Origin of the sequence: Sphingobium cloacae, assembly GCF_002355855.1 — a bacterium.
Classification (GTDB): domain Bacteria; phylum Pseudomonadota; class Alphaproteobacteria; order Sphingomonadales; family Sphingomonadaceae; genus Sphingobium; species Sphingobium cloacae.
In genome coordinates, this window is sequence record NZ_AP017656.1 from 54148 (window position 1) to 76568 (window position 22421).

The window sequence follows — 22421 nt, forward strand, 5'->3', positions numbered from 1 at the left end:
CCAGCCCCGAGAACAGACCCCAGGGGCTGAGGGCCCGCCGTTCCCCCGCGGCGGGCCAGTTCTTTGACGATGCCCAGCGTCGCCCCGTGCTCCCAGCTTTCAAAACCGGGTCCGAGCGTCTGACTTGACAGAGGAAACAGCGATGCGAAAACATCTTGGCGTCGGTGCTGCTGTTGGCTTTCTGCTCTTTGGCAGCACGCCGCTCCTCGCACAGGGTATCGGCCATAGCTTGTTCATGCGCGGCAAGATCGTCCGTATGGATGCGGGCGGCACAGTGGCCGGCCTGGGTAAGGCCGATGGCGCGCACATCGGGCAGATACTCGAAGTCTATCACGCAACGCCGCGCCACCGCCGTCTTGTCGGTCATGTCGAAGTCGACCAGATTTTCGACGACCATTATGCTCATTTCCGCGTGAGGGACGGGACGCTTCAGAAAGGCGATTGGGTGAGCCTAAAGCGCGTCCGGGCGTAACGCCAGAATTGGAATGCCAAGCGCCGCCCTCGCCAAAAGAAGACTCGGCCGAGTAACGCCTGTCTCGGCATAATTCCGATCAGGCGTGCGCGAATACGTTCAGGAGTCGATGAATAGTCATCGGCTCTGTTGGCGTGTCTGACCCTCAAGCCCGCGACCCCGATACCAGACTACCTTCTGCGGAACTTACTTATAGGCCACCCGGGCAAAGAGATTACTCCGTCAGGCCATCGATAGAGATGGAGTCAGGTTATGTTCGAGAAGGCGATCGGGACCATTAACGCGGCGGCCTCCTTCCGACACCGCTATGATAATTTCATCGGAGGCCGCTGGAGCGCTCCTGCGGGCGGCGAGTATTTCGCCGACACGAGCCCGATCAATGGCGCCCAGATCGCAGAGTTCGCGCTGTCGACGCCGGAAGATGTCGAGCGCGCGCTCGATGCGGCGCACGCCGCCAAGGATCAATGGGCAAGGATCGCGCCCGCCGAACGCGCCAGGATTCTCAATCGCGTCGCCGACCGGCTCGAAGACAATCTGGAGTTGCTGGCACTTGCCGAGACGATCGACAATGGCAAGCCGATCCGCGAGACGCGCGCTGCCGACGTGCCGCTCGCGATCGACCATTTCCGCTACTTCGCCGGCTGCATCCGGGCGGAGGAAGGCGGCATCTCGACGATCGATGCGGACACCATCGCCTATCATTTCCGCGAGCCGCTCGGCGTCGTCGGCCAGATCATCCCGTGGAACTTCCCGCTGCTGATGGCGGCGTGGAAGATCGCCCCGGCGCTGGCGGCGGGCAACTGCACCGTCATCAAACCCGCATCCCAGACGCCGCTCACCTTGCTGATGTTCGCCGAGCTCACCGCCGACATCCTGCCGCCCGGCGTGCTCAATGTCGTTACCGGCCCGGGACGGACCGTTGGCCAGGCGATCGCCGCCAATCCGCGCATCGCCAAGGTCTCGTTCACCGGCGAGACCGTCACCGGCAAGCAGATCATGCACGCCGCGGCGGACCATCTGATCCCCCAGACGATGGAGCTTGGCGGCAAGTCGCCCAACATCTTCATGGCGGACGTGCTCGACGAGGACGATGCCTTCTTCGACAAGGCGCTCGAAGGCTTTACTTTGTTCGCCTTCAACAAGGGCGAGGTCTGTACCTGCCCGTCGCGCGCCCTGATCCATGAGTCGATCTTCGACCGCTTCATCGAGCGCGCCGTGGCGCGCGTCGCCGCGATCCGCCAGGGCGATCCGCTCGACCCGTCGGTCCAGGTCGGCGCGCAGGCGTCGGAGGACCAGCTCCACAAGATCCTGGGCTATATCGATATCGGCAAGGCCGAGGGCGCGCAGTGTCTGGTCGGTGGCGCCAGGGCGCTGCCGGGCGGTGCGCTCGACCAGGGCTATTTCGTGCAGCCGACCGTGTTCGTGGGTCAGAACCACATGCGCATCTTCCAGGAGGAGATCTTCGGTCCCGTCCTGTCGGTCACCACGTTCAAGACGGTCGAGGAGGCGATCGCACTTGCCAATGACACCGCCTACGGTCTTGGCGCGGGCGTCTGGACCCGGAGCGGCAACACCGCCTACCGGCTCGGCCGCGCGATCGAGGCCGGGCGGGTCTGGACCAACTGCTATCATCAGTACCCCGCCCATGCCGCCTTCGGCGGATACAAGGCATCGGGCTTCGGGCGTGAAAACCACCGGATGATGCTCGATCATTATCAGCAGACCAAGAATCTGCTCGTCTCCTATGACGAGCACGCGCTCGGCCTATTCTGACCCCCCGCTTAAAAGGAGAAACGGACATGGCGAAAACCATGAAGGCGGCGGTCGTCCGCGAATTTGGCAAGCCCCTCGTCATCGAGGACGCGCCGATCCCGACGGTCGGCCCCGGGCAGGTCCTGGTCAAGATTGCGGCAACCGGCGTGTGCCATACCGACCTGCACGCGGCAGAAGGGGACTGGCCGGTCAAGCCCAACCCGCCCTTCATTCCTGGCCATGAGGGCGTCGGGCATGTCGCCGCCGTTGGTGCCGGCGTCACCCATGTGAAGGAAGGCGACCGGGTCGGTGTGCCCTGGCTCTACACCGCCTGCGGGCACTGCGTGCATTGCCTGGGTGGCTGGGAGACGCTTTGCCACGAACAGCAGAACACCGGCTATTCGGTCAATGGCAGCTTTGCCGAATATGTCCTCGCCGATCCCAACTATGTTGGTCACCTTCCCGACAATGTCGACTTCCTCGACATTGCGCCGATCCTCTGCGCGGGCGTCACCGTCTACAAGGGATTGAAGGCCACCGAGGCCCGACCCGGCGAGTGGGTGGTCGTCTCCGGCATTGGCGGGCTCGGCCACATGGCGGTGCAATATGCCCGAGCCATGGGTCTCAATGTGGCCGCGGTCGACATCGACGATAGCAAGCTCGACCTCGCTACACGCCTTGGCGCCACACTGACGGTCAACGCGCGCAACGAGGACCCTTCGGCAGCGCTCAAGAAAGCCATTGGCGGCGCGCACGGGGCGCTGGTGACCGCCGTTTCGCCCAAGGCGTTCCAGCAGGCGCTCGGCATGGTCCGGCGCGGCGGCACGGTCGCGCTCAACGGCCTGCCGCCGGGCGACTTCCCGTTGTCGATCTTCGACACCGTGCTGAACGGCATTACCGTGCGCGGCTCGATCGTCGGCACGCGGCTCGATCTGCTCGAGGCACTGGCGTTCGCCGGCGAGGGCAAGGTCAAGGCCACGGTCCATGCAGACAAGCTGGAGAACATCAACGACGTCTTCTCCCGCATGCATCATGGCGACATCGAGGGCCGGATCGTCCTCGACCTCGCCTGAAGCCGACTTCGCGAAAGTACAGTTCATGTCTCCCTTACATATCCGGCCGATCGCGCGGCGCCGTTTCGTCCAGGGGCTGGCGATCGGCGGCGCGGTCGCCGGTTTCGCCCCGGCGCTTCTCGCGCGATCCGCACCAACCTTGCCCGCTGAGCTGAGCGGGACCGAGTTCGACCTCGAGATCGCCGAGCTGCCGGTCAACTTCACCGGCAAACGCCGTATCGCGACCGCCGTGAACGGCAGCGTGCCCGCGCCGGTCCTGCGCCTGCGCGAAGGCGACACGGTCACGCTGCGCGTACGCAACGGCCTCAAGGAGATGTCGAGCATCCATTGGCACGGCATCATCGTGCCGGCGGAGATGGACGGCGTGCCCGGCATCAGCTTTGCCGGCATCGCGCCGGGCGAGACCTTCACCTATCGCTTCGAGGTCCGCCAGAGCGGAACCTACTGGTATCACGCTCACACGCTCGCCGAGCAGACGGGACTCTATGGAGCGATCATCGTGGAGCCAAAACAGGTGCCGACGGCGCGGGCGCCCGATCGCGACTATTGCATCGTGCTCAGCGACTGGTCGGACGAGCCGCCGCTGCAGATCTTCCTCAATCTCAAGAAGCAGAGCAGCTACTATAATTTTGCGCAGCCGACCGCCGGCGATTTCCTCAAGGATGTCGGCACCATGGGCTTGGGCAAGGCGCTCGAGCGGCGGCGGATGTGGAACAGCTCGCGGATGAACCCGACCGACTACAGCGATGTCTCTGCCGCGACCTACACCTATCTGATGAACGGCGCGCCGCCCGCCGGCAACTGGACCGGTATCGCCGCGCCCGGCGAGCGCGTGCGCCTGCGCTTCGTCGGCGCGGGGACGGCGACGTTCTTCGACGTGCGGATCCCCGGGGTCGAGCTGACGGTCGTATCGACCGACGGGCAGCCGGTCGAGCCGGTCACGGTCGAGGAATTCCGGATCGGCCCGGGCGAGACCTACGACGTCGAGTTCACCATGCCCGAGGGCGGCGCCCGCACCATCTTCGCGCAGGCGATCGATCGGAGCGGCTATGCGCGTGGCACGATCGCACCGGCCCCGGGCATGGCGGCAGCCGTGCCGCCGCTCGATGCCCGGACCTGGCTCGAGCCGGTCGACATGATGGGCGCGATGGCGACGATGGGCGCAATGGGAGGCGACGCGCATGCCGGGCACGGCATGACCGAGATGCCGGCCAGGGCACGGCACGCCCGCACCGAATATGGCGCCAATACCGACATGCGCGTCGACTATCCGCGCACCAATCTCGACGATCCCGGCGCCGGGCTGCGCGGGCGCGGCTGGCGCGTGCTGACGCTGGCCGATCTGCGCACGCCGGGCGGCGATCCCGACCCGCGCGAGCCCGAGCGCGACATCGAGCTGCATCTGACGGGCAATATGGAACGGTTCATCTGGTCGCTCGACGGCATCAAGCTCAACGATTCCAGGCCGCTTCATTTCAAGCCAAACGAGCGGCTGCGCGTCACCTTCGTCAACGACACGATGATGGCGCATCCGATGCATCTGCACGGCATGTGGAGCGATGTCGAAGGCCCGGACGGCGCCTTCCAGGTCCGCAAGCATACGGTCGTGGTCCAGCCCGCCCAGCGGGTGAGCTTCCGCGTCACCGCCGACGCCATGGGCCGATGGGCCTTCCACTGCCATCTGCTCTATCACATGGCGGCCGGCATGTTCCGGGAGGTGGTGGTCGCATGATCCGGATTTTCCCCTCGCGCGGCATCGCTCTTGGCGCTGCCCTCTTCCTGGCGCCGGCGATCACGGCTCCCGCCCTCGCGCAGGATGCCTCGCCCCCGTCGCCCGCCGCCACCCCTGCCCAAACGGCCACTCCCGCTCAGCACACCCCTTCCGCGCAAGGCTCTCAGGACCATGCGGGCATGGACATGCCGGGCATGGATATGACCGACACGAAGGCGTCCGGTAACGGCGCCACGATGGACATGGGCTCGATGCAGGGCGGCCAGGCCCCGCCGGACGCGCGCAACTCGGACGATTATGCCGACGGCTACCGCAACTCGACGCTGCCGGGCTATGAGATGGCCGACAAGCTCTCAATCCCCAAGATACTTGTCGATGAGCTTGAGTTCACCAGCGGCAACGAGGGTCAGGGCGTGGGCTGGACCGTGCTCGTCACCAAGGGTCAGGACAATGACAAGCTCTGGCTGCGCAGCCAGGGGCTCAAGAACTCCCGCGACCAACGTCTCGATCCGGAGAGCAGCGTCGAGGCGCTGTGGTGGCACAGCAAGAACCCGTTCTGGGGCACGCTGCTCGGGGTCAGGCAGGATCTCGGCAAGGGTGCGACCACCTGGCTGGCCGCCGGCGTCGAGGGACTGGCGCCCTATTGGTTCGACGTCCAGCTCACCGGCTATGTAGGAACCGATGGGCGTCTCGCGGCGCGCGCCAAGGCGTCCTATGAGGTCTTGTTCACCAATCGGTTGATCCTTACGCCGCAGGTGGAGACCAATATCTATTCGAAGCGGTCGAGCGATCGGCAGCTCGGCAGCGGCTTCAGCAATGTCGAGCTGAGCGGACGGTTGCGCTACGAGGTGTCGCGCAAGTTCGCGCCCTATATCGGCTTCGTCTGGGAGCGCGCATTTGACGGCACGGCCGATTTCCGTCGCCTGCGCGGGGAAGGGCCTTCCGAACACAGGCTGGTGATCGGCTTGCGCGCCTGGTGGTGATCCGCGGATGGCCACTCGAGGGGTCGACCGCGAACGCGCCGCGTGACAAGGCTGGATCGCAAGCCAACGGTCGCTGGCCGGCCTCCTTTTTCGTCTTGTTGCTCGCGGCGGCTGCGGCGTCGGCGGGACAGACGGCCATTCTCGCCTTCCTTCCGGCACTGGTCGACCCGGCTCGTGGCGCGCTATCGTCAAGCGCTCATGATTTTCATGTCGCGAGCCTGACCGCGGTCCATCCCCTGGCAGCCTTGCTGGCGGCGCCGCTCTGGGGCTGGATCGCGGACCGGGTCGACTATCGGGCGATGTTGCGCGCAGCGCTGGTCATCCTCGCCCTGGTGACCGCGCCGATCGGCCTCGTCGGGCTGCCTGAGCTTTATGCATTGCGCCTGGTGGCGGGGATGGCGTCGGCCGCCATCATACCGTTGGGCTTGCTCTGCGCGAGCTTTGCCGCAAACGAGCGCGCGGACCAGGCGCGGCGCTTCACCTGGCTGACCGCCTTCTTGTTTCTGGGCGATCTCGCCGGTCCGCTGGTGGCGGAGGTCTCGGCCGCGATCCTGCCCCGCGCTCCCCTCATGATCCTCGCTTTCGGCATCGGTGCCGTCGGGGCGGCGCTTTGCGCCGTGCGTCTGCCGCGCTGGTGTGCACCTTGCATCGATGGCGGAGACCTGCCCGCGCCGACGCTCGGCGCGACGCTGATCCTGCTTTTCGTCACGATCGTCGCGGGCGGCGGGCTGGCGGCGATGCATGTCAATCTCCTGGTGACGCGGAGCGTCATTTCGCTGAGCCGCGAAGAGATCGCCTGGATGCTCAGTCTCTGCGGATTGGGCATGCTGGCAGCACAGATCTTCCATGCGAGGCTCGATTGGCTGGTGACCATGCCGAGGCGGCTTGCGGGGCTGACGCTCGGCCTGCTGGCTGCGGCGCTCTTCCTGTTCCCTGTCGCCGCGAGCATGGCCGAACTCAGTGGGATCATCGTTGCTGCCGGCTGGAGCTCGGCAACCCTTCGATTGGTCACCAGCTTCTGGATCAGCGGTGCGGCAGCCCCTTCGGGTCTGAAGCTCGGTCTCCAGCATTCCGCCGCCAGCATCGGGCAGGCGCTCGCGCCGCTGGCGATCGCCGTCGTCGCTCCCGGGGCGCAGCACTTAGTCTTGTGGGGGATTGGTGGTCTGTCGCTGGCGCTGCTTGTGTCCTTGCCGCTCGCCTGGAGGCCGCGCGCCATCGTGAAATCTTCAGCGTGATGAGGGGTAGGGGGCATCAATGCGTATAGATCATTAGGAACCCTATCGCATGCTTCCGGGAGCCGTTCATGAAGACCCGTCTTTCTGCCGCCTTGCTGTTCCTCGCCCTGCCCGGCGCAGCGCTTGCGGCGAATGATGTCGTCGTCCACCGGGACCCGGGTTGTGGATGCTGTGAGAAGTGGGCCCAGGCGCTTCGCGCGAAGCTGGGCCGCACGGTCGTCATGCGCGACGATGCGTCGCGCGGGGCGCTTCAGCGGAGGGCCGGCATGCCGGGCACGCTGGCATCCTGCCACAGCGCGATGGTTGATGGCTATCTGATCGAGGGCCATGTCCCGGTCGCCGATATCAAGCGCCTGCTGGCAACCCGTCCCGTAGGCGTCAGAGGCATTGCGGTGGCGGGGATGCCGATCGGCTCGGAGGGCATGGAAGTGGCAGGCGCCGCCCGCCAACCCTATGCGGTGGTGTCGTTCGGCAGTTCGGGCCAGAAGGTCTTCGCGCGGCATTGATCACGCACGCCTCGGCTCTCGCTGGTGATTTCCTGTTTGAATGACTGGGACTTGCTCGCCCCCACCTGTATAGTCATTTGATGCATGCTCCCGCTCGCCCCCATAGCCGCGCATCCGCTCCCCGGACGAAAGCTGCTTCTGTGGGCGAACCCGCGGTCGACGCTGCCGGTGCGGAGAAGCAACCTCGCTATGTGGCGATCAAAGACAGCATTTTCGAGGACATCCGGGAAGGTCGCCTGAAGCCCGGCGACCAGACGCCGTCAGAGGCCGAGCTCGTCGAGACGTTCAAAGTCTCGCGCATGACCGCAAACCGGGCGTTGCGGGAACTGCAATCGGCCGGTGTCGTGGTACGGCGGGCGGGGCGGGGCAGCTTTGTCGCCGAGCCCCGGCCGATCGGGCAGCTGATCGAGATCCGCAACATCGCGGAGGAGGTGCGCGGCAGGGGCCACGCCTATCGCGCGCGCGTCATTTATAATATCGAGATACGGGCTGATGCGGAAAGGGCAGCTCTGCTGGAAGTCGGCTTGGGCACGCGCCTCTTCCATTCGCTTATCGTCCATCACGAGACCGAATTCCCAATTCAGGTCGAGGAGCGCTTTGTGCTGGCATCTGCTGCGCCACGCTACGGAGAGAGGGATTTCAGCGCCTCGACGCCGAATGAATATCTGACACGTGTTGCCCCGCTCGAGCGAGTAGAGCACCGGGTGTGCGCGGCGATGCCGGATACAGCCATGCGAACAATGCTGGGCCTCGCTGAAGGAGAACCAGTGCTAATGATGACGCGCAGAACCTGGAGTCGCGGACGTCTCGTATCGCACGCTTGGCTCACGCACCCGGGCAATCGGTTCGAGCTATCGGCGGCTTTTTCTGTTGGGACCTAGCGATCAGCCCGCGCCCAACTTGACGGCCGATTTGCGCCTGCGCCGCAACCATCGCACGTCGGCGCGACTGAAGCTCTTAAACAGCAGGTAGAAGCCCGTCCCCGACAGCCACAAAGTACCGAACGCAACGAAGACGATCAGCGGGTGATTGAAGCTGGTGCGGTTCACATAGTCCATATTGTGGAGCATCCAGAAGAAATCCCAGGTGCGCCATGTGTCGCCGCGCATGACCAGGAATCGGCCGGTGTCGGCGGAGATGTAGGCGCTGCTGTTCTCTGCGTCCGCGAAATCCAGTCGCCACATGGTGCCTTCGTGCTCGCGCGCTTCCACATTCGGTTCGGCGAGCAACGTTGCCTTGCGGATCGGTGCTTCATTCACCATCGTCGCGACGTCGCGCGCGACCTGCTCGTCGACCCGAACCGGGGCGCCGCTCGTCGCGTCGATTAGCCGCGTGCCCGTGGTGGATCGAAGCTCGTAGACGGGGCGTGTGGCAAGGGACCGCAAGGCGATGCCGAGCACGGGACCATCAAGAGCGAGCTTTGCCGGCGCAATATAGTCACCGGCAGGTAGGGCGTGCTGATGGCTGGCCTGCGCACTGTGTCCGCCGACCTTCTCCTGATCGAGCAAGGCCATCATCGAGCCGCTCAGAGCCCAAAGGAGAAACTGCACGCCCAGGATCAGGCCGACCCATTTGTGGATGCGCCGAAAAAAGAGCGGGGTGAACCGGATTTTCTTCATCCCTTCTTCTTCCTGCGCCGCGGGAACGACCAAAGCAGCAGCCAAGCCCCGGCCAGCGCCATGGCAAGGGCACTCCAGGTCGCCACGCGCAGCAGCGGATTGTTGACGTCGGAGCGATCGTCATAGTCCATGATGTGCAGCATCCACGCGAAATCGAACACGCGCCACAGCGCATGGCGGCGCGAGATCAGCTCACCGGTCTGCGGAGAGAGATACAGGGTTGGCCGGTTCCAGGCATCGAATTCGACCTGCCAATAGGGAGGCTTGCGCGCCTGCATTTCCAGTGGCGCCGTCGTCAGCAGCCGGGCTGCGACGATGTCCCCGGTGCCGCTGTAGATGCGCCGAGCGGCGGCGCGGATTTGTGCCTCGCTCAAATCGGGGATGGGCTGTCCCGAACCTGCATCGAAGAGTCTTGGACCACCCGAGGTTTGCGCGCGCCAGACGGGCTGATCCATGAACCGTTGCAGGCGGATCTCGGACGCGTCGGGAGCCGATTGAACAATCCGCGCCGGCGGGACGAAGCTCGCAAGGTCGATGGGGGCGACGACCGGTGGGCGGACCAGATCGTCGCCATGGATGATGTCGATATGGACGGCCACCATATAGAAGCCGGTCAGCGTCCAGAGCAGAACCTGGACGCCGACGATCAGGGCCAGCCACTTGTGCGTCCGGCGGATGACCAAAGGCCAGCGAATTGCCATGTGCTGCCCTTCAGAACGCGGTTCGGAAGCCGGCGTAGAAGCGCCGTCCGAGCAGATCATAGGTCATCGTGTCGGTGTTGGCATCGGTGAAGCTCTGGATATAGGGCGCCTTGCGGTCGAACAGATTATCGGCCCCGATCTGGAAACGTGTCTTCTCGTCGATCGCGAAGGCAAGCTGAAGATTGTGGTAGAAGACGTTCGGCGTGCGGTAGCCGATGTCGCCGGCCGATGCGTTGAAGTCGGTCGCCTTGCCGATCCATTGTGTCGACCAGGTCGCGCTGATGCCGTCCTTTTCCGCCGTCAGCACGCCATAACCACGCCATTTCGGATAGCCGCCATTGCCGCCCCCGATAAACCCGTCGAAATAGATCGGCGCGCCGCCGGGGAAGGGGTTTACGACATATTTGTTGAGATAGGTCATGTTGAGATCCAAGGAGATCTTCACCTCGCCCACCGCACCACTGTACACCAGACCCAGATCGAGACCATTCATCTCCTCGCGGCCGGTGTTGATGGGCTGGGCGGAGAGGTAAGTGACCTCGCCGGTCAGCGCGCTGCGCGTAAAGTCGCTGCAGAACGGGTGCGACAGGTTCTGGCTCGCATAGCAGACTGCGAGCTTGGTCGAGCCGGGAATGGCCCGGATCGCGTCCTTGATCTTGATGTCGAACCAGTCTGCCGTCAGCGACAACCCTGGGATGATGCCGCGCGGCGATATCACCGTACCAACGGTCCAGGTCGTGGAGCTTTCGGGCCGAAGGCTCTGGTTACCGCCCACTGTGGTGAGGATCGTGGTGCCGAGCTGCGTATAGTTGGCCGGCACACCGGACGCCTGACAATTGGCGATCAAGGTCACGTTGCCGCTGGAGGTGTAGCGCGAGCAGGGATCGGTCGTGGTCAGATTGCCTTCCGAGACGCCGCCGAAAAGCTCCGGCACGTTGGGAATGCGAAAGCCCGTCCCATAAGTGCCGCGCAGACGGATGCTGTCATTGACTACCCAGTCGGCACTGAGCTTGTAATTCCAGTCGCTCCCGAAGAGATTATAGTCTGAGTAGCGGACTGCGCCATCGAGCGTGAGCGCCTTGGCGAAAGCTGTGTTGGCAAGCACCGGCACCGATAGCTCGAGATAGGCTTCCTTGGCGGTGCTCGAGCCCGAAATAGGATCCTGCTGATTGACGTTCGCCACGCCGAGCACCGTCAACGGGTCGGGATCGCGCCAGCCTTTTTCGCGCCGATAGACCACGCCGGTGGCGAAGGACACCGCGCCGGCTGGAAGGGAGAAGAGATCGCCGTTGAGGTCAGCCGTGACCGTGCCGAGTTCGTTGCCTCCGCGATCGCGCGAGGTGAACAGAATATAATCCAGAACCTGAGGTGTCAGGTCTCCGAACCCAAGATAGTCACCGCAGGGGATGGCCGCGCCCGCCGTGCTGGAGCATTTGCTCCTGTCGAGCGTGTTCGCGACGCGCTCGAGATTGGCGATGTTGGTCGAGCCGTCGACGGCCGTGTTACGCCCGAAGCTGCCCGCGACTTCCCAGGCCCAGTCGTTCGCCAGCTTGCCGCGCAGCCCGAAGGTGCCTTGCCAGGTATCGGTCTCCTGGAAGAAGTGGCGCGCGCCGGGTTCGGCGAGGCGGCGCTGGGCCAGGACCAGGTTCTGGCCGGTCGGATTGGTCGGATTGCTGGCTGGTATCGAGAGATTGCGCAGCGTGCCGGGTGTCGCGATCTGATTCGACTTGCGGAACGTATAGAGGAACTCGCCGAACGCCTGGATACCGTCGGTCAGCGCATAGTCCGCGAAGAAGGCCGTGCTGACGCGCTCGACTGGGCTGACCGCATTGAGAAACGGGTTCGAGTTGAAGTTGTGCTTGGCGGGACTGTAAGGCTCGTAGAAGTTCCCGTTCCCTCCGGGTACCTGGTTGAAGTTGATCTGTTGGCCGTTGGGCAGCACCGCGCGTCCGCCGATCGTCGAGGCGCTGTTGACGCAGCTCAGCGAGCCCGGCGTCGTTTCAGCGAGCGAGCAGGGCGCACGCGAGGCCATGTTGACGGCGCTGGTCTTCTGGTAGGTGACTGCTGCCATGAACCCGCCACGATCGTTGCGAATGCCCCAAAGTAGGTCCGCGGTGAGATCGGAGCCGTCGCCGCGCTCGGTAATGCCTTGTCGGACGCTGAGACCCAGGCCTTCATAATCGGTGCGCGTGACAAGGTTGACCACGCCGGCCATGGCATCGGCCCCGTAGATAGCGGACGCGCCATCCTTGAGGACATCGGTGCGTGCCAGCGCCACGACCGGGATCATGTTGAGATCGGGTGAGGAATTGGCGCCGGTGCCGCCCGCGACGAGGCGTCGGCCGTTGAGGAGCACGAGTGTGCGCTTGATGCCGAGGCCGCGCAGATTGACCTGAGCAGTGCCATAACCGTTGTTGGTCCAGTAGGCCGATGTCTGGTTGCCCGCGAAGCCGGCATTGGCCGGCAAACGCTGCAAGGCGGTTTCGATATTGACGATGCCGGTATTTTGGATCTGCTCGGCGGTGACCACGGTGGCCGGTCCAACCCCGGCCAGATCCTGCCGACGGATTCGTGAGCCGGTAACGACGATGTCGCTGTCATCCCCCAGGACTTGTGCTTTTGGCTGCGGTGTCGGATCGGCCTGAGCGAGAGCCGGCGCGGCGTAGCCCGCGACGATGGCGGCGCTGCCGAGCAGGGCCATCCTGATGGTCATGTGCAATCCCCCTGACGTTTTAGAACAGCCACAGACAACATCAGTTGTATATACAGGTCAACAGTATTTTTCCTGTTTTTCCAATACCTTATTCTCGTGAAATTTAGATATAGATATAGCTATAATACGCACGCCAGACGTCGAACCCTCATGACTGAAGAGATATTTTTGCGAGCGCTCATTTGCAAAGCTGCTGAGATAGAAGATAGAATATCATATCGTAATACAGCCTCGCACGCTTCGATTTGATGATCGGGACATTTGGCCGGCAAGAATGCGAAGCGGCATGATCACATGTTATTGGTGTCGGCGTGATATACCTAGGTATAGCGCTAGAGATGCTCCGGGAACATTAGTCCTTTGCTGAGCTTGCACGCGCCAGGGAAAGTAATACCGATGCGGACCGCATTTGATCCTCGTTTCCTGGATGTGTCGCGCCTTCTTCCGGATTGAGCCGCAGGTTCGCCTTTTGAGGCAGATGAAACGACTCCTGACGAAACGTCGTGCGACGAGTCCGGCGACCTGAGATCGTCGCGCAGCCACTGGGTCACTTGGCGATGATCCAATCCGGTTCGGCAGTGGCGGCGCAGTCCTCGAACGTCGATCGCATCCGCGGAGCCGACGGGCCGGCTTGTGCATGAGCCGCCCTGATTTTGCCGCTGGGCAGTACGGCAGGTTGCGAAAAATGCTTGCTGTGTCCCGGTCGGCGCGCGGGCGTGCAGCTCGCGCCTCGCACGATCACACGCGCAGCAGTCGCCCCACCGCCCGCATGATCGTCGCCCGGCGCGCCGCGTGCTCGGCAGCGTCGCGTGCAGCTCCGGTCATGCACCAGAGCTGGGTGAGGGCGGCGACAAGCCGGACGACATCCAGGGGCGTGAAGTCGGCGACGATCCGCCCCTCGGCCTGCGCCGCTGCGATCCCGTCCAGCTTCTCCCCGAGAAGGACCTCGCCGGCCGGGAGCATCAGAACATCCTGGCCACGCTCCAAATGATGCCAGGTCAGCAGCCTCCACAGGCGCGGGCGTTCGACCAGCAAGTCATAGGTGCGCCCCGCATAACCCTCAAGATCATTGGGATCGAAGCGATCGGCCTGCGCCGCGTCCATCACTTCCTGCGTCAGCGCGGCATCGAAGAGCGCCTCCTTGTCCCCGAAATAGGTGTAGAGCATCGGCTTGCTGATACCCGCCGCCTGCGCAATCCGGTCGATCCGCGCGCCCGCCAGCCCATGGGACGCGAACTCCTCGGTCGCTGCAGCCAGGAGCGTCTCGCGGCTCTGTGCGGCATTCCGCCGGGTTCGTTGCTTCATCACACCTCCAAGCATTGACGCATTCCAGGTTTCAAGTTACCTACCAGTTGGTAATATATGGAGTAACATATGTCCAATCACTGGTTTCTCACGGGCGCGTCCAGCGGCATCGGCCGCCATCTGGCCGAACTGATCCTGGCCGCTGGCGACGACCTTACCGCGACGGCCCGCAAGCCCGAAAGCCTCGATGATCTCGCGGCGAAATATCCGAGCCAGCTGCGCGTCGAAGCGCTCGACGTCACGGTCAAGGACGATATTGCTGCGGTCGTGGCCCGGGCGCAGGCGCGTCGACCCGTCGATATTCTGGTCAACAACGCCGGCGGCGGCGTGATCGGCGCCACCGAAGAGATGTCGGACGCCGAGGTCGAAGGCCAGATCGCGCTCAATCTCATGGCGCCCATCCACATCACCCGCGCCTTTGTCCCCGCCATGCGGCTGCGCGGGAGCGGCCGGATCATCCAGATCTCCAGCGCTAGTGGTCAGGGCTCGCTTCCGACGAGCAGTCTCTATCATGTGGCCAAATGGGGCCTGGAGGGCTTCAGCGAATGCCTCCGCCAGGAGCTTGAACCCTTCAACCTGTTCGTGACACTGATCGAGCCGGGCGGGGCGCGCACCAGCTTCAGCCACAATCTGCAATTCGCCAGCGAGATCGCCGCGTATCGCGATACGCCCGCCGGCCATATCCGCAAGATGTTCGAGACCGCCGGAAACGAGCTCTACACGCTCGACCCGCAAAAGATCGCGCAAGCGATCGTTGATGTCGCAACCAGCGACCATCCGCCGCTGCGCGTGACTCTGGGGGGTGACGCTTTCGGCGTTGTCCAGGCGGCGCTGCAATCGCGGCTCGCCTTTCTGCAGTCCCAGGAAGCGCTCGCGCGCTCGGTCGCTTTCGACAGTTGAGCTTTTCCGTCTTCCAGCTTTCGTCTCCGCGCGGTGCGACGCGCCTCACCGGGGCCCGGCAACCCTGTCGTCAGCGCCGTTATCCGATACTTAGGTATAGTCATCCGACACGATTGCAGAGGCGCCACACGGGCAATCGCTTGGTACCATCGCAAGAGAGGAAAACCCTCGCGGTCGCCAATCAAGGGTGCGCAGACCTTCGCAGTCTGCGTGCCCTTGATGTGGCAGCGCGCCGCCCAGCCACGCGCGTCATGAACGGGAGCGGCCTTCTGCGAAACCCAACGCTCCGCCGCATTTTCTATAAGCTCTCGCTCGAATTGCTGCGCGCCGCCTTCTTCTTCCTGCGATTGGGCTTGAAGAATGACGAGTGTTTGTGCGCGCGTCTCAATAGGCGAGGCACACGGCTTCCGGTCGCCGCCGCCGTTCTTTGTCACAATGGCAAACGGCTACGGCCGGCGACCCTGATCGATCCGGCGTGCGAGCACGTCGGCAAGGATGACTTCGTGTGGATCAAAATGTCCCAGCCCAGCGAAACAGAACTTGCCGACATCGCCGGGAATTACGGCCTTCACCCGCTTGCCATGGAAGGTGCCGACAACGGCCACCAGATTTCGAAGCTCGACGATCACATGCTCAGGGTTGAGAGCGCCATCACCGGCATCCGCGACATCCTGATCTCGGTGTTCGAGGCGAGTCACCTGCTCGAACAGCAGCGCCAAGGTGCGATCACCCGTTAGCTTGCCGCCCGGGCTGCGATCCTCGCGGTGCCTACCGCGATTGCCGGAATCTACGGCATGAATTTCGAGAATATGCCCGAACTGAAGACGCAATGGGGATATTTCGTCATCCTCGGCGTCATCGCTGCGGTCTGCATTGGGCTCTACATCCGGTTCAAACGTAGCCACTGGCTTTGACGGCGCAGATCGGCTTTCCACATCGCGCCGGGCTGAGGCTGCCGGGGGCCGGCCGCCACAATTCAATGCTTTCGAAGCGTCTCGATGCGGTGCCGGTCCAACGCTTCGAGCAAAGCCCTGCCGATCAGCGGCTTTGCGAGAACATGATCGAAGCCCGCCTCAGCGGCCCGCGAGGCCAGCAGCGTGTCATGAAAGCCTGAGATCATGATCGCGCGTCCCGACCATCCGATCTCGCGAAGGTGACGCAGCATCGCGAATCCGTCGATGTCGGGCATGCGATAGTCGAGGATGACGCAGTCTGCCTCCTTCGCGCGGGGGTCGGCCAACAGCGCGTGGCCGGTCGTATATCCCCACACGGCATAGCCGCGCGATCTCAGCAGCAGCTGGAGGCCACGCCGCACGCCGGGATCGTCGTCGGAGACGAGGATGGTGTATCTGCCATCATGCTGAGTGGAACGGACCGATGGCATTGCGAGAAGCGGACACCCGTGTGACGATTGCACCATCGATCGCATATCGCGCCTCGTCCCGTCGCTACGTAGAGGTCGCAGTCACTTCGGCTTGCGGCCCATGCCCGCGGCAAAGGCGATCCGCAGGGCTTCGGACAAATTGCGGACCTCGAGCTTGGCCATCAGGCTCGCGCGATGGACCTCGACCGTTCGCGATGAACAGCCCAGGTCATAGGCGATCGTCTTATTGGGCAGGCCGTTCGCCAGCCCTTCCAGCACTTCACGCTCCCGGGGCGTCAGTGCAGCGACCCGCACGCCGGCTTCAGAGGTTTCCAGAGTGCGAAGGTCGACATCGTCGAGACGCGCGAACGCGCGGCTGACGGCGCCGAGCAGGGCGGCTTTCTCGAAGGGCTTCTCGAGAAAGTCGACCGCGCCGCCTTTCATGGCCTGCACCGCAACCGACACGTCGCCATGGCCGGTCAGGACGATGACCGGCATATTGACCCCGCGTGCTGCCATGGCGGCCTGAATCTCGAGACCGTCCATCTCGGGCATGCGCACGTCGAGGATGACGCAGCCGACGGCCGCCGACTTCGCCTCCTTGAGAAACTCCACGCCCGAGGCATAGGTCACGACGTCGTAGCCCGCGGTCTTGAGCGCAAAGCTCGCCGCCTTGCGGATGCTCTCCTCGTCGTCGACCAGATGGATGACGCGTCTATCCCCCATGTTCCTCCTCCGCCCGCGCATGGATCAAGGTAAAATGAAAGCGCGCGCCGCCGCGGTCGGGGCGCTCCATCCAGATACGGCCCCCATGCGCTTCGATGATGGTCCGGCAGATCGAAAGGCCGAGGCCCATGCCGTCGGCCTTTGTCGACTTGAACGCCGTGAAGAGCTGCTCCCGGACCTCGTCGGCGATGCCGGGGCCGGTATCCTCCACGGTCACCTCGATCAGCCCGTCAGGGCGCAACCTGGTCGCTACCTTGAGGTCGCGAACAGGACACGCCGCCATCGCCTCGATGGCGTTGCGCATCAGGTTGACCAGCACCTGCTGGATCTGCACCCTGTCGACGAGAACCGGCGTCGCGGCGGGATCGACCGCGAAGAAGCTGCGGATGCCGCGCTCGCGTGCACCGACCAGCGCGAGCTCGCTCGCCTCGGCGACAACCTGCGGCAGATCGTGGAGGCTCTTGTCGACCTCGCCGCGGGCGACGAAATCGCGCAGGCGCCGGACGATATGGCCGGCCCGCAGCGTTTCCTGTGCCGCATCATCCATCACCGACCGTAGCGACACGAAGGGTTCGTCGTCCCGCTCGTCGAGCATGTCGCGGATCGTCTCGAGATAGAGCGCGACCGCGGCAAGCGGCTGGTTGAGCTCATGCGCGAGGGTCGAGGCCATCGTGCCCATCGCGCTCAGCCGGGAGACATGGACCAGCTCTGCCTGCAGTTCCTTGAGCCTGAGCTCATCCTGCTCCTTGGCGGTGAGATCCCGGATGAAGCCGGTGAACAACCGCTGCCCGTCTTCACCGGCCTCGCCAACCGACAGCTGCATCGGGAAGGTCGAGCCGTCGCGGCGCTGGCCGACCACGACGCGGCCGAGGCCGATGATCCGGCGCTCGCCGGTCTGGAGATAATGCGCGATATATTCGTCATGCCGGTCGCGATCGGGCTGGGGCATCAGGCAGGAGACGTTGCGGCCGACGAGCTCGGTTTCCGAATAGCCGAACAGGCGTTGGGCGGCCGCGCTGAACGACGTGATGTCGCCGGTCTCGTCGATGATGATCATCGCATCGGGGACGGTCGCCAGGATCGACTGGAGATGCTGCTCGCGGGTCTCGATTGACGCCCGGACCGCCGCCTCGTCGGTGACATCGCGACTGATGCAGGCAAAGCCTCGATGTGCGTCGCCTTCGAACAGGGCGCTGATCGTCAGGCGCGCGAGATACTCCGCTCCGTTCTCGCAGACCCGCCACGCTTCGCGCTCCAGCGTGCCTTCGTGAAGGGCGGCCGCCAGGTCTGCGCACGGGCGGCCGGCCGCAATCTCGTCGGGCGGGTAGAACAGGTCATGGGGCTGTCCCAGGACGCGATCGAGGGGCCAGCATTCGGCACGCTCGCCTTCTTCATTATAGCTCAGCACGATCCCGGCAGGATCGAGCAGCGTCAGGACATGGCCGCCAGCCTGTCGCAGGAACAACGGCGCAAGCCGCACCACCTCCCTGGCAATCTCGTCCGCCCCGCGCCTCGTGTCGACCATCGGCCGGCTCACATACCTGGCCGGGCGCACGTATCCGGGCGTAGCCCGACCGTGCCACTCAGCGCCGCGCGAGTATGGCCTTCATCTCGTCGATTTCCTGCCGCTGCGAGCGCTTGATCGCTTCGCAAAGCCGGATGACTTCCGGATCGCTGAGCTTTGCTTCCTGGCACATCAGGATCGCCCCGGAATGATGCGGGATCATCGAGCGCAGAAAGGCCGTGTCGCCGATCGTGGTCTGGGTGCGGATGAGTGCAAAGCTGCCGAAGAAGGCGACCAGCGACGCGGCGATCAGCGCGATGTTGGCGGCCTTCGACACGAACATGTGTCGCATGGCGAGGATCATCAGCACCACCATCGGTGCGACCATCATCAGCGTCATGTAGAGCATGTTGAGGTTGTTGTAGAAGCTGTCGAGCCCGTCGATCATGACGAACATCACCAGATACATGATGACGCCGCTGATGACGGTCTGAACGGCAAGGCTCCAATAGGCACCCATCTTCCGGGTGTTCATGTGGGACGAATGGTCCATGGCGTATCTCCTTCGCTCGGCGCCGGCCGACCTGGGTATGAGTGTAACGCCCCGCTCTCTTGTTCGCCCCCGCCATCAGCCGTCCTGATGCTAAAACCAGAAGCGAACGCCGGCGACGAAGCTGGTGGCATGGACGTCCTCGCCCGCAAGCCTCGACAGCCGCGCCGTGTCTCCGGCTTTGCGCAGATAGGAAACGCCGATGTAAGGTGCGAACTGGCGGCTGAATTCGTAGCGCAGGCGCGCGCCGAGCTCTATGTTGACCAGCCCCGAACCGATGTCGTTCTCCGGAATATCCTGCGCGGCGAAATTGACCTCGGCGCGCGGCTGCAAGATCAGGCGCTGGGTGATGCGCTGGTCGTAATAGCCCTCGACCCGGCCCAGAACATCGCCCTTGGTCGAGAGGAACAGCGCGCCTTCGACCTCGAACATGCCAGGAGCCAGGCCCTCGACGCCGATCGTCGCGTAGGTGCGGTCGGGCCCGCGGCCGAAGTCCTGGCGGATACCGCCCTGAAGATTGAAATAGGGGTCGATGGCCCGGCTGTAGAGCACCTGCACCTCGGCGCTGTCGATGCCGCGGCCGAACTCGCCTTCGCCCTCGCTCTTGAGCCAGAGGCGGTTGATGTCGCCGCCGTAAAAGCCTTCGCCATCCCAGCGATAGCCATCGCGGCCGCTATGCGCCTGATACTCGAACAGGTTGAGCAGCACCTGCCCGAAATTGTTGCCGCCGCTGTCCTTCATCATGATGTCGCGCGAGCGCGCCATCTCGCCGCCGGGAAAATCCCGATCGGCGAAGTGGTCGCCTGGGGGCGGCGGCGGGGGCGCATTGCCGGCCGGAAGTGCGGTGCCGGTCATTTGCATGCCGGGCATGGCGGGCGTTCCCGGCGTCGCTGTCTGGCCATGCTGCGCATGGTCCATCCCGGGCATGTCGGGCATCGCGCCGTCCTGATGCTGGGAGTGGTCCATGCCCGGCATCTCCGGCATTGCGGGAGACGTGGATTGCGGCTGACCGGCCGCATTTGCTTGCGCCGCGGGAGTGGTCTGGTGCTGCGAATGGTCCATTGCCGGCATGGTGTCCGGCGCTGGCTTCTGAGCGCGCGGCCTGGCAGTGGGCTTGGGGCGCGGCGCGGCGGCCTTGTCCTTCTTTTTCTCCTGCGCCGGCCGCGCCCCGCCCGGCGGCGCCATGCCGGGCATGTCGTGCATCGAATGATCCTGGGCAAAGGCGGGTGCGGCGGCGAGAAGGGCGATCGCGCTCACCAGCGGCGTGAGGATGCGGGTCATTGCGCGTCTCCCTTCGGACGCACGCTCACGACCCGCATCATCCCTGCATGCATGTGGTAGAGGAGATGGCAGTGGAAGGCCCAGTCCCCGACCGCGTCGGCGGTGAAGTCCCAGCTCACCTTGCCGCCGGGCTGGACGATCACCGTATGCTTGCGTGGGCTGTGATCGCCATGCCCCGTCACCAGCTCGAAAAAATGCCCGTGAATATGGATCGGATGCCCCATCATCGTGTCGTTGATGAGATTGACGCGCACCCGCTCGCCTTCGATGAACGGGATCGGCTCGTGATGGTCCGACATTTTCTCGCCGTCGAACGACCACATGAACCGCTCCATGTTGCCGGTGAGGTGGATGTCGATGCTGCGGCTCGGCGCGCGCACGTCTGGATTGCGCTCGAGCGCCATCAGATCCTTGTAGACGAGCACCTTGTGGCCGACGTCGGTGAGGCCCTGGCCGGGCTCGCCGGTGCGGTCGACGGGCATCGGCGAGATGGTCTGGACGCTCGGATCGCGCTTCACCTGCGGCGCGTTCGAGAAGTCGCGCATCTTCATCGAACCCATCGCGTGCCCGCCATGATCCATGCCCGCCATCTGGCCATCGGCGCCCATCGCGCCGTGGTCCATGCCGGCCATCGATCCATGATCCATCCCGCTCATCGCGGAATGATCCATCCCCGAATGGTCCATGCCCGCCATGGCGCTGTTGTCCATGGTCGCCATCGCTGCCGCCGCGCCGGTCGCGAGGCGCGCGGACGCGTTCTTCTCGGCCGTCGGATCGACGCCCCGCATAGCGCCGCCCGACATGTCCATGCCTTCCATGCCCGGCATCGAGGACATGTCCATGCCCATGTCCTTCATGTCGGCGAGCGGCCGTTTGCGTAAGGGAGGCACCTCGCCAGCCATGCCGGCGCGCGGCGCGAGCGTGGCACGCGCCATACCCGAGCGGTCGATGGCCTCGCCGACAAGAGTATAGGCCTTGTCCTCGCCTGGGCTGACAACGACGTCGTAGGTCTCGGCGACACCGATCTGGAACTCGTCGACGGTGACGGGCACCACATTCTGCCCGTCGGCCTGGACGATGCTGAGCGGCAGGCCGGGTACGCGGACGTTGAAGGTGGTCATCGCCGACGCATTGATGACGCGCAGCCGCACCCGCTCGCCCGGGGTGAAGAGCGCGGTCCAGTTGTCCATCGGACCATGGCCATTGACGAGATAGGTGTAGGTCGATCCGGTGACATCGGAGATGTCGGCGGGGTCCATCCGCATCTGGCCCCAGTCGAGCCGGTCCTTGAGTGGCTGGTCCTTGCCCGAGAGCAGCCCGGCCAGCGTCTGGCGCTGGAAGTTGAAATGGCCGGGGTTGACCTTGAGACGCCGGAAGATCGCCTGCGGCGAGAGTGCGCTGTGATCGGCGAGCACGATGACATGCTCGCGGTCATAGGCGACCGGATCGGCACCGGCGGGGTCGATGATGATCGGGCCGTAATGGCCTTCCTGCTCCTGCAGGCCCGAATGGCTGTGATACCAGTAGGTGCCGCTTTGCACGACGGGGAACTGGTAGAGGTAGTTCGATCCCGGCTTGATGCCCGGAAAAGACACGCCCGGCACGCCGTCCATATTGGCCGGCAGGATCAGCCCGTGCCAGTGGATCGAGCTGTCCTCCTCGAGTTGATTGACGACGTTGAGCCGCACGCGCTGGCCTTCGCGCAGCCGGATCAGCGGGGCGGGGACCGTGCCGTTGAGACCGATTGCGCGGAACTGGCGCCCGTCGATGCTCATCGACTGCCGGGCGATGGTCAGCGTGATGTCTTCGCCCGACACGGTCGGTAGCGTCGGTCGCATCCCCGGCGAGATGGTCTGCGCCCAGGCAGGCAGCCAGGCTGATAATGCGGCGCCACCACCGGCGAGGGCCGCGCCGCGAAGGAACTGGCGGCGGTCGAGGGCAGAAATCATTCGGTTTGTCTCAGCTTGCGGAAAGAGGGCGGACCTATTGGAAATACGCAGCCCACC

21 protein-coding genes are annotated in these 22421 nt (G+C 64.3%); 11 read left to right on the forward strand and 10 right to left on the reverse strand.

What is annotated here, in order from left to right; genetic code table 11:
* Positions 1-142: 142 nt before the first annotated feature.
* The 8 genes from SCLO_RS18870 to hutC all read left to right on the forward strand — a co-directional run bounded on the left by SCLO_RS18870 (position 143) and on the right by hutC (position 8634).
* Positions 143-472, forward strand: a complete 330-nt coding sequence (locus SCLO_RS18870; protein ID WP_066520047.1) for a hypothetical protein — start codon at positions 143-145, stop codon at positions 470-472.
* Between the two features lie 252 nt (positions 473-724).
* Complete coding sequence (locus SCLO_RS18875; protein ID WP_015449264.1) at positions 725-2245, forward strand: aldehyde dehydrogenase family protein; 1521 nt, start codon at positions 725-727, stop codon at positions 2243-2245.
* A 26-nt stretch (positions 2246-2271) separates the two neighbouring features.
* Positions 2272-3297, forward strand: a complete 1026-nt coding sequence (gene adhP / locus SCLO_RS18880) for an alcohol dehydrogenase AdhP (RefSeq protein ID WP_004212676.1) — start codon at positions 2272-2274, stop codon at positions 3295-3297.
* Between the two features lie 25 nt (positions 3298-3322).
* Positions 3323-5029, forward strand: a complete 1707-nt coding sequence (locus tag SCLO_RS18885) for a copper resistance system multicopper oxidase (RefSeq protein WP_015449263.1) — start codon at positions 3323-3325, stop codon at positions 5027-5029.
* Positions 5026-6012, forward strand: coding sequence for a copper resistance protein B (locus tag SCLO_RS18890; protein WP_015449262.1), 987 nt, complete (start codon positions 5026-5028; stop codon positions 6010-6012). The genes SCLO_RS18885 and SCLO_RS18890 overlap by 4 nt, the downstream gene beginning before the upstream one ends.
* Positions 6006-7247 carry an MFS transporter gene (locus SCLO_RS18895; protein ID WP_015449261.1) on the forward strand — a complete coding sequence of 414 codons (1242 nt, stop codon included), beginning with the start codon at positions 6006-6008 and terminating at the stop codon, positions 7245-7247. Before SCLO_RS18890 ends, SCLO_RS18895 begins: the two co-directional genes overlap by 7 nt.
* A gap of 68 nt (positions 7248-7315) precedes the next feature.
* The gene (locus SCLO_RS18900) at positions 7316-7753 is read left to right on the forward strand and encodes a DUF411 domain-containing protein (protein ID WP_004213035.1); all 438 of its coding nucleotides are present in this window, start codon (positions 7316-7318) and stop codon (positions 7751-7753) included.
* A gap of 191 nt (positions 7754-7944) precedes the next feature.
* Positions 7945-8634 (forward strand): histidine utilization repressor, encoded by a 690-nt coding sequence (hutC, locus tag SCLO_RS18905; RefSeq protein WP_230588639.1) that lies wholly within the window; start codon positions 7945-7947, stop codon positions 8632-8634.
* Positions 8635-8637: 3 nt separating this feature from the next.
* Here the strand turns inward: hutC and SCLO_RS18910 are convergent, their stop codons facing one another.
* From SCLO_RS18910 to SCLO_RS18925, 4 genes are all read right to left on the reverse strand, one after another.
* Positions 8638-9372: a PepSY domain-containing protein gene (locus tag SCLO_RS18910; protein ID WP_004213137.1), complete on the reverse strand. Its 735-nt coding sequence runs from the start codon at positions 9370-9372 to the stop codon at positions 8638-8640.
* Positions 9369-10073, reverse strand: coding sequence for a PepSY domain-containing protein (locus SCLO_RS18915; protein ID WP_066520050.1), 705 nt, complete (start codon positions 10071-10073; stop codon positions 9369-9371). Before SCLO_RS18915 ends, SCLO_RS18910 begins: the two co-directional genes overlap by 4 nt.
* Positions 10074-10083: 10 nt before the next feature.
* Positions 10084-12786, reverse strand: coding sequence for a TonB-dependent receptor domain-containing protein (locus SCLO_RS18920; protein WP_015449259.1), 2703 nt, complete (start codon positions 12784-12786; stop codon positions 10084-10086).
* Between the two features lie 738 nt (positions 12787-13524).
* On the reverse strand, positions 13525-14091 hold the full coding sequence (locus SCLO_RS18925; RefSeq protein ID WP_015449258.1) for a TetR family transcriptional regulator: 567 nt from the start codon (positions 14089-14091) through the stop codon (positions 13525-13527).
* Positions 14092-14160: 69 nt separating this feature from the next.
* Here SCLO_RS18925 and SCLO_RS18930 point away from each other — a divergent pair, with 69 nt between their 5' ends.
* The 3 genes from SCLO_RS18930 to SCLO_RS24000 all read left to right on the forward strand — a co-directional run bounded on the left by SCLO_RS18930 (position 14161) and on the right by SCLO_RS24000 (position 15905).
* On the forward strand, positions 14161-14991 hold the full coding sequence (locus tag SCLO_RS18930) for an SDR family oxidoreductase (RefSeq protein ID WP_037479754.1): 831 nt from the start codon (positions 14161-14163) through the stop codon (positions 14989-14991).
* Between the two features lie 221 nt (positions 14992-15212).
* A complete protein-coding gene (locus SCLO_RS23995) occupies positions 15213-15728 on the forward strand; it encodes a hypothetical protein (RefSeq protein WP_231923451.1) in 516 nt (171 codons plus the stop codon).
* Between the two features lie 18 nt (positions 15729-15746).
* Entirely contained in the window at positions 15747-15905 is a 159-nt protein-coding gene (locus SCLO_RS24000; RefSeq protein WP_254908007.1) for a CorA family divalent cation transporter, read from the forward strand.
* Between the two features lie 62 nt (positions 15906-15967).
* Here SCLO_RS24000 and SCLO_RS18940 read toward each other — a convergent pair whose 3' ends face one another.
* The 6 genes from SCLO_RS18940 to SCLO_RS18965 all read right to left on the reverse strand — a co-directional run bounded on the left by SCLO_RS18940 (position 15968) and on the right by SCLO_RS18965 (position 22364).
* Complete coding sequence (locus tag SCLO_RS18940; RefSeq protein ID WP_016743851.1) at positions 15968-16375, reverse strand: response regulator; 408 nt, start codon at positions 16373-16375, stop codon at positions 15968-15970.
* Between the two features lie 81 nt (positions 16376-16456).
* The gene (locus tag SCLO_RS18945) at positions 16457-17080 is read right to left on the reverse strand and encodes a response regulator transcription factor (RefSeq protein WP_015449255.1); all 624 of its coding nucleotides are present in this window, start codon (positions 17078-17080) and stop codon (positions 16457-16459) included.
* On the reverse strand, positions 17070-18605 hold the full coding sequence (locus SCLO_RS18950) for a PAS domain-containing sensor histidine kinase (RefSeq protein ID WP_030089528.1): 1536 nt from the start codon (positions 18603-18605) through the stop codon (positions 17070-17072). Before SCLO_RS18950 ends, SCLO_RS18945 begins: the two co-directional genes overlap by 11 nt.
* Positions 18606-18663: 58 nt before the next feature.
* Entirely contained in the window at positions 18664-19137 is a 474-nt protein-coding gene (locus SCLO_RS18955) for a DUF305 domain-containing protein (RefSeq protein WP_015449253.1), read from the reverse strand.
* A gap of 90 nt (positions 19138-19227) precedes the next feature.
* Positions 19228-20415: a copper resistance protein B gene (locus tag SCLO_RS18960; protein ID WP_015449252.1), complete on the reverse strand. Its 1188-nt coding sequence runs from the start codon at positions 20413-20415 to the stop codon at positions 19228-19230.
* On the reverse strand, positions 20412-22364 hold the full coding sequence (locus tag SCLO_RS18965; protein ID WP_066520054.1) for a copper resistance system multicopper oxidase: 1953 nt from the start codon (positions 22362-22364) through the stop codon (positions 20412-20414). The genes SCLO_RS18960 and SCLO_RS18965 overlap by 4 nt, the downstream gene beginning before the upstream one ends.
* Positions 22365-22421 lie beyond the last annotated feature (57 nt).

Coding starts and splice junctions, on each gene's coding strand:
- SCLO_RS18870 (WP_066520047.1), top strand. CDS start 143: ATGCGAAAACATCTTGGCGTCGGTGCTGCTGTTGGCTTTCTGCTCTTT.
- SCLO_RS18875 (WP_015449264.1), top strand. CDS start 725: ATGTTCGAGAAGGCGATCGGGACCATTAACGCGGCGGCCTCCTTCCGA.
- adhP (WP_004212676.1), top strand. CDS start 2,272: ATGGCGAAAACCATGAAGGCGGCGGTCGTCCGCGAATTTGGCAAGCCC.
- SCLO_RS18885 (WP_015449263.1), top strand. CDS start 3,323: ATGTCTCCCTTACATATCCGGCCGATCGCGCGGCGCCGTTTCGTCCAG.
- SCLO_RS18890 (WP_015449262.1), top strand. CDS start 5,026: ATGATCCGGATTTTCCCCTCGCGCGGCATCGCTCTTGGCGCTGCCCTC.
- SCLO_RS18900 (WP_004213035.1), top strand. CDS start 7,316: ATGAAGACCCGTCTTTCTGCCGCCTTGCTGTTCCTCGCCCTGCCCGGC.
- SCLO_RS18910 (WP_004213137.1), bottom strand. CDS start 9,372: ATGAAGAAAATCCGGTTCACCCCGCTCTTTTTTCGGCGCATCCACAAA.
- SCLO_RS18915 (WP_066520050.1), bottom strand. CDS start 10,073: ATGGCAATTCGCTGGCCTTTGGTCATCCGCCGGACGCACAAGTGGCTG.
- SCLO_RS18920 (WP_015449259.1), bottom strand. CDS start 12,786: ATGACCATCAGGATGGCCCTGCTCGGCAGCGCCGCCATCGTCGCGGGC.
- SCLO_RS18925 (WP_015449258.1), bottom strand. CDS start 14,091: ATGAAGCAACGAACCCGGCGGAATGCCGCACAGAGCCGCGAGACGCTC.
- SCLO_RS18930 (WP_037479754.1), top strand. CDS start 14,161: ATGTCCAATCACTGGTTTCTCACGGGCGCGTCCAGCGGCATCGGCCGC.
- SCLO_RS18940 (WP_016743851.1), bottom strand. CDS start 16,375: ATGCCATCGGTCCGTTCCACTCAGCATGATGGCAGATACACCATCCTC.
- SCLO_RS18945 (WP_015449255.1), bottom strand. CDS start 17,080: ATGGGGGATAGACGCGTCATCCATCTGGTCGACGACGAGGAGAGCATC.
- SCLO_RS18950 (WP_030089528.1), bottom strand. CDS start 18,605: ATGGTCGACACGAGGCGCGGGGCGGACGAGATTGCCAGGGAGGTGGTG.
- SCLO_RS18955 (WP_015449253.1), bottom strand. CDS start 19,137: ATGGACCATTCGTCCCACATGAACACCCGGAAGATGGGTGCCTATTGG.
- SCLO_RS18960 (WP_015449252.1), bottom strand. CDS start 20,415: ATGACCCGCATCCTCACGCCGCTGGTGAGCGCGATCGCCCTTCTCGCC.
- SCLO_RS18965 (WP_066520054.1), bottom strand. CDS start 22,364: ATGATTTCTGCCCTCGACCGCCGCCAGTTCCTTCGCGGCGCGGCCCTC.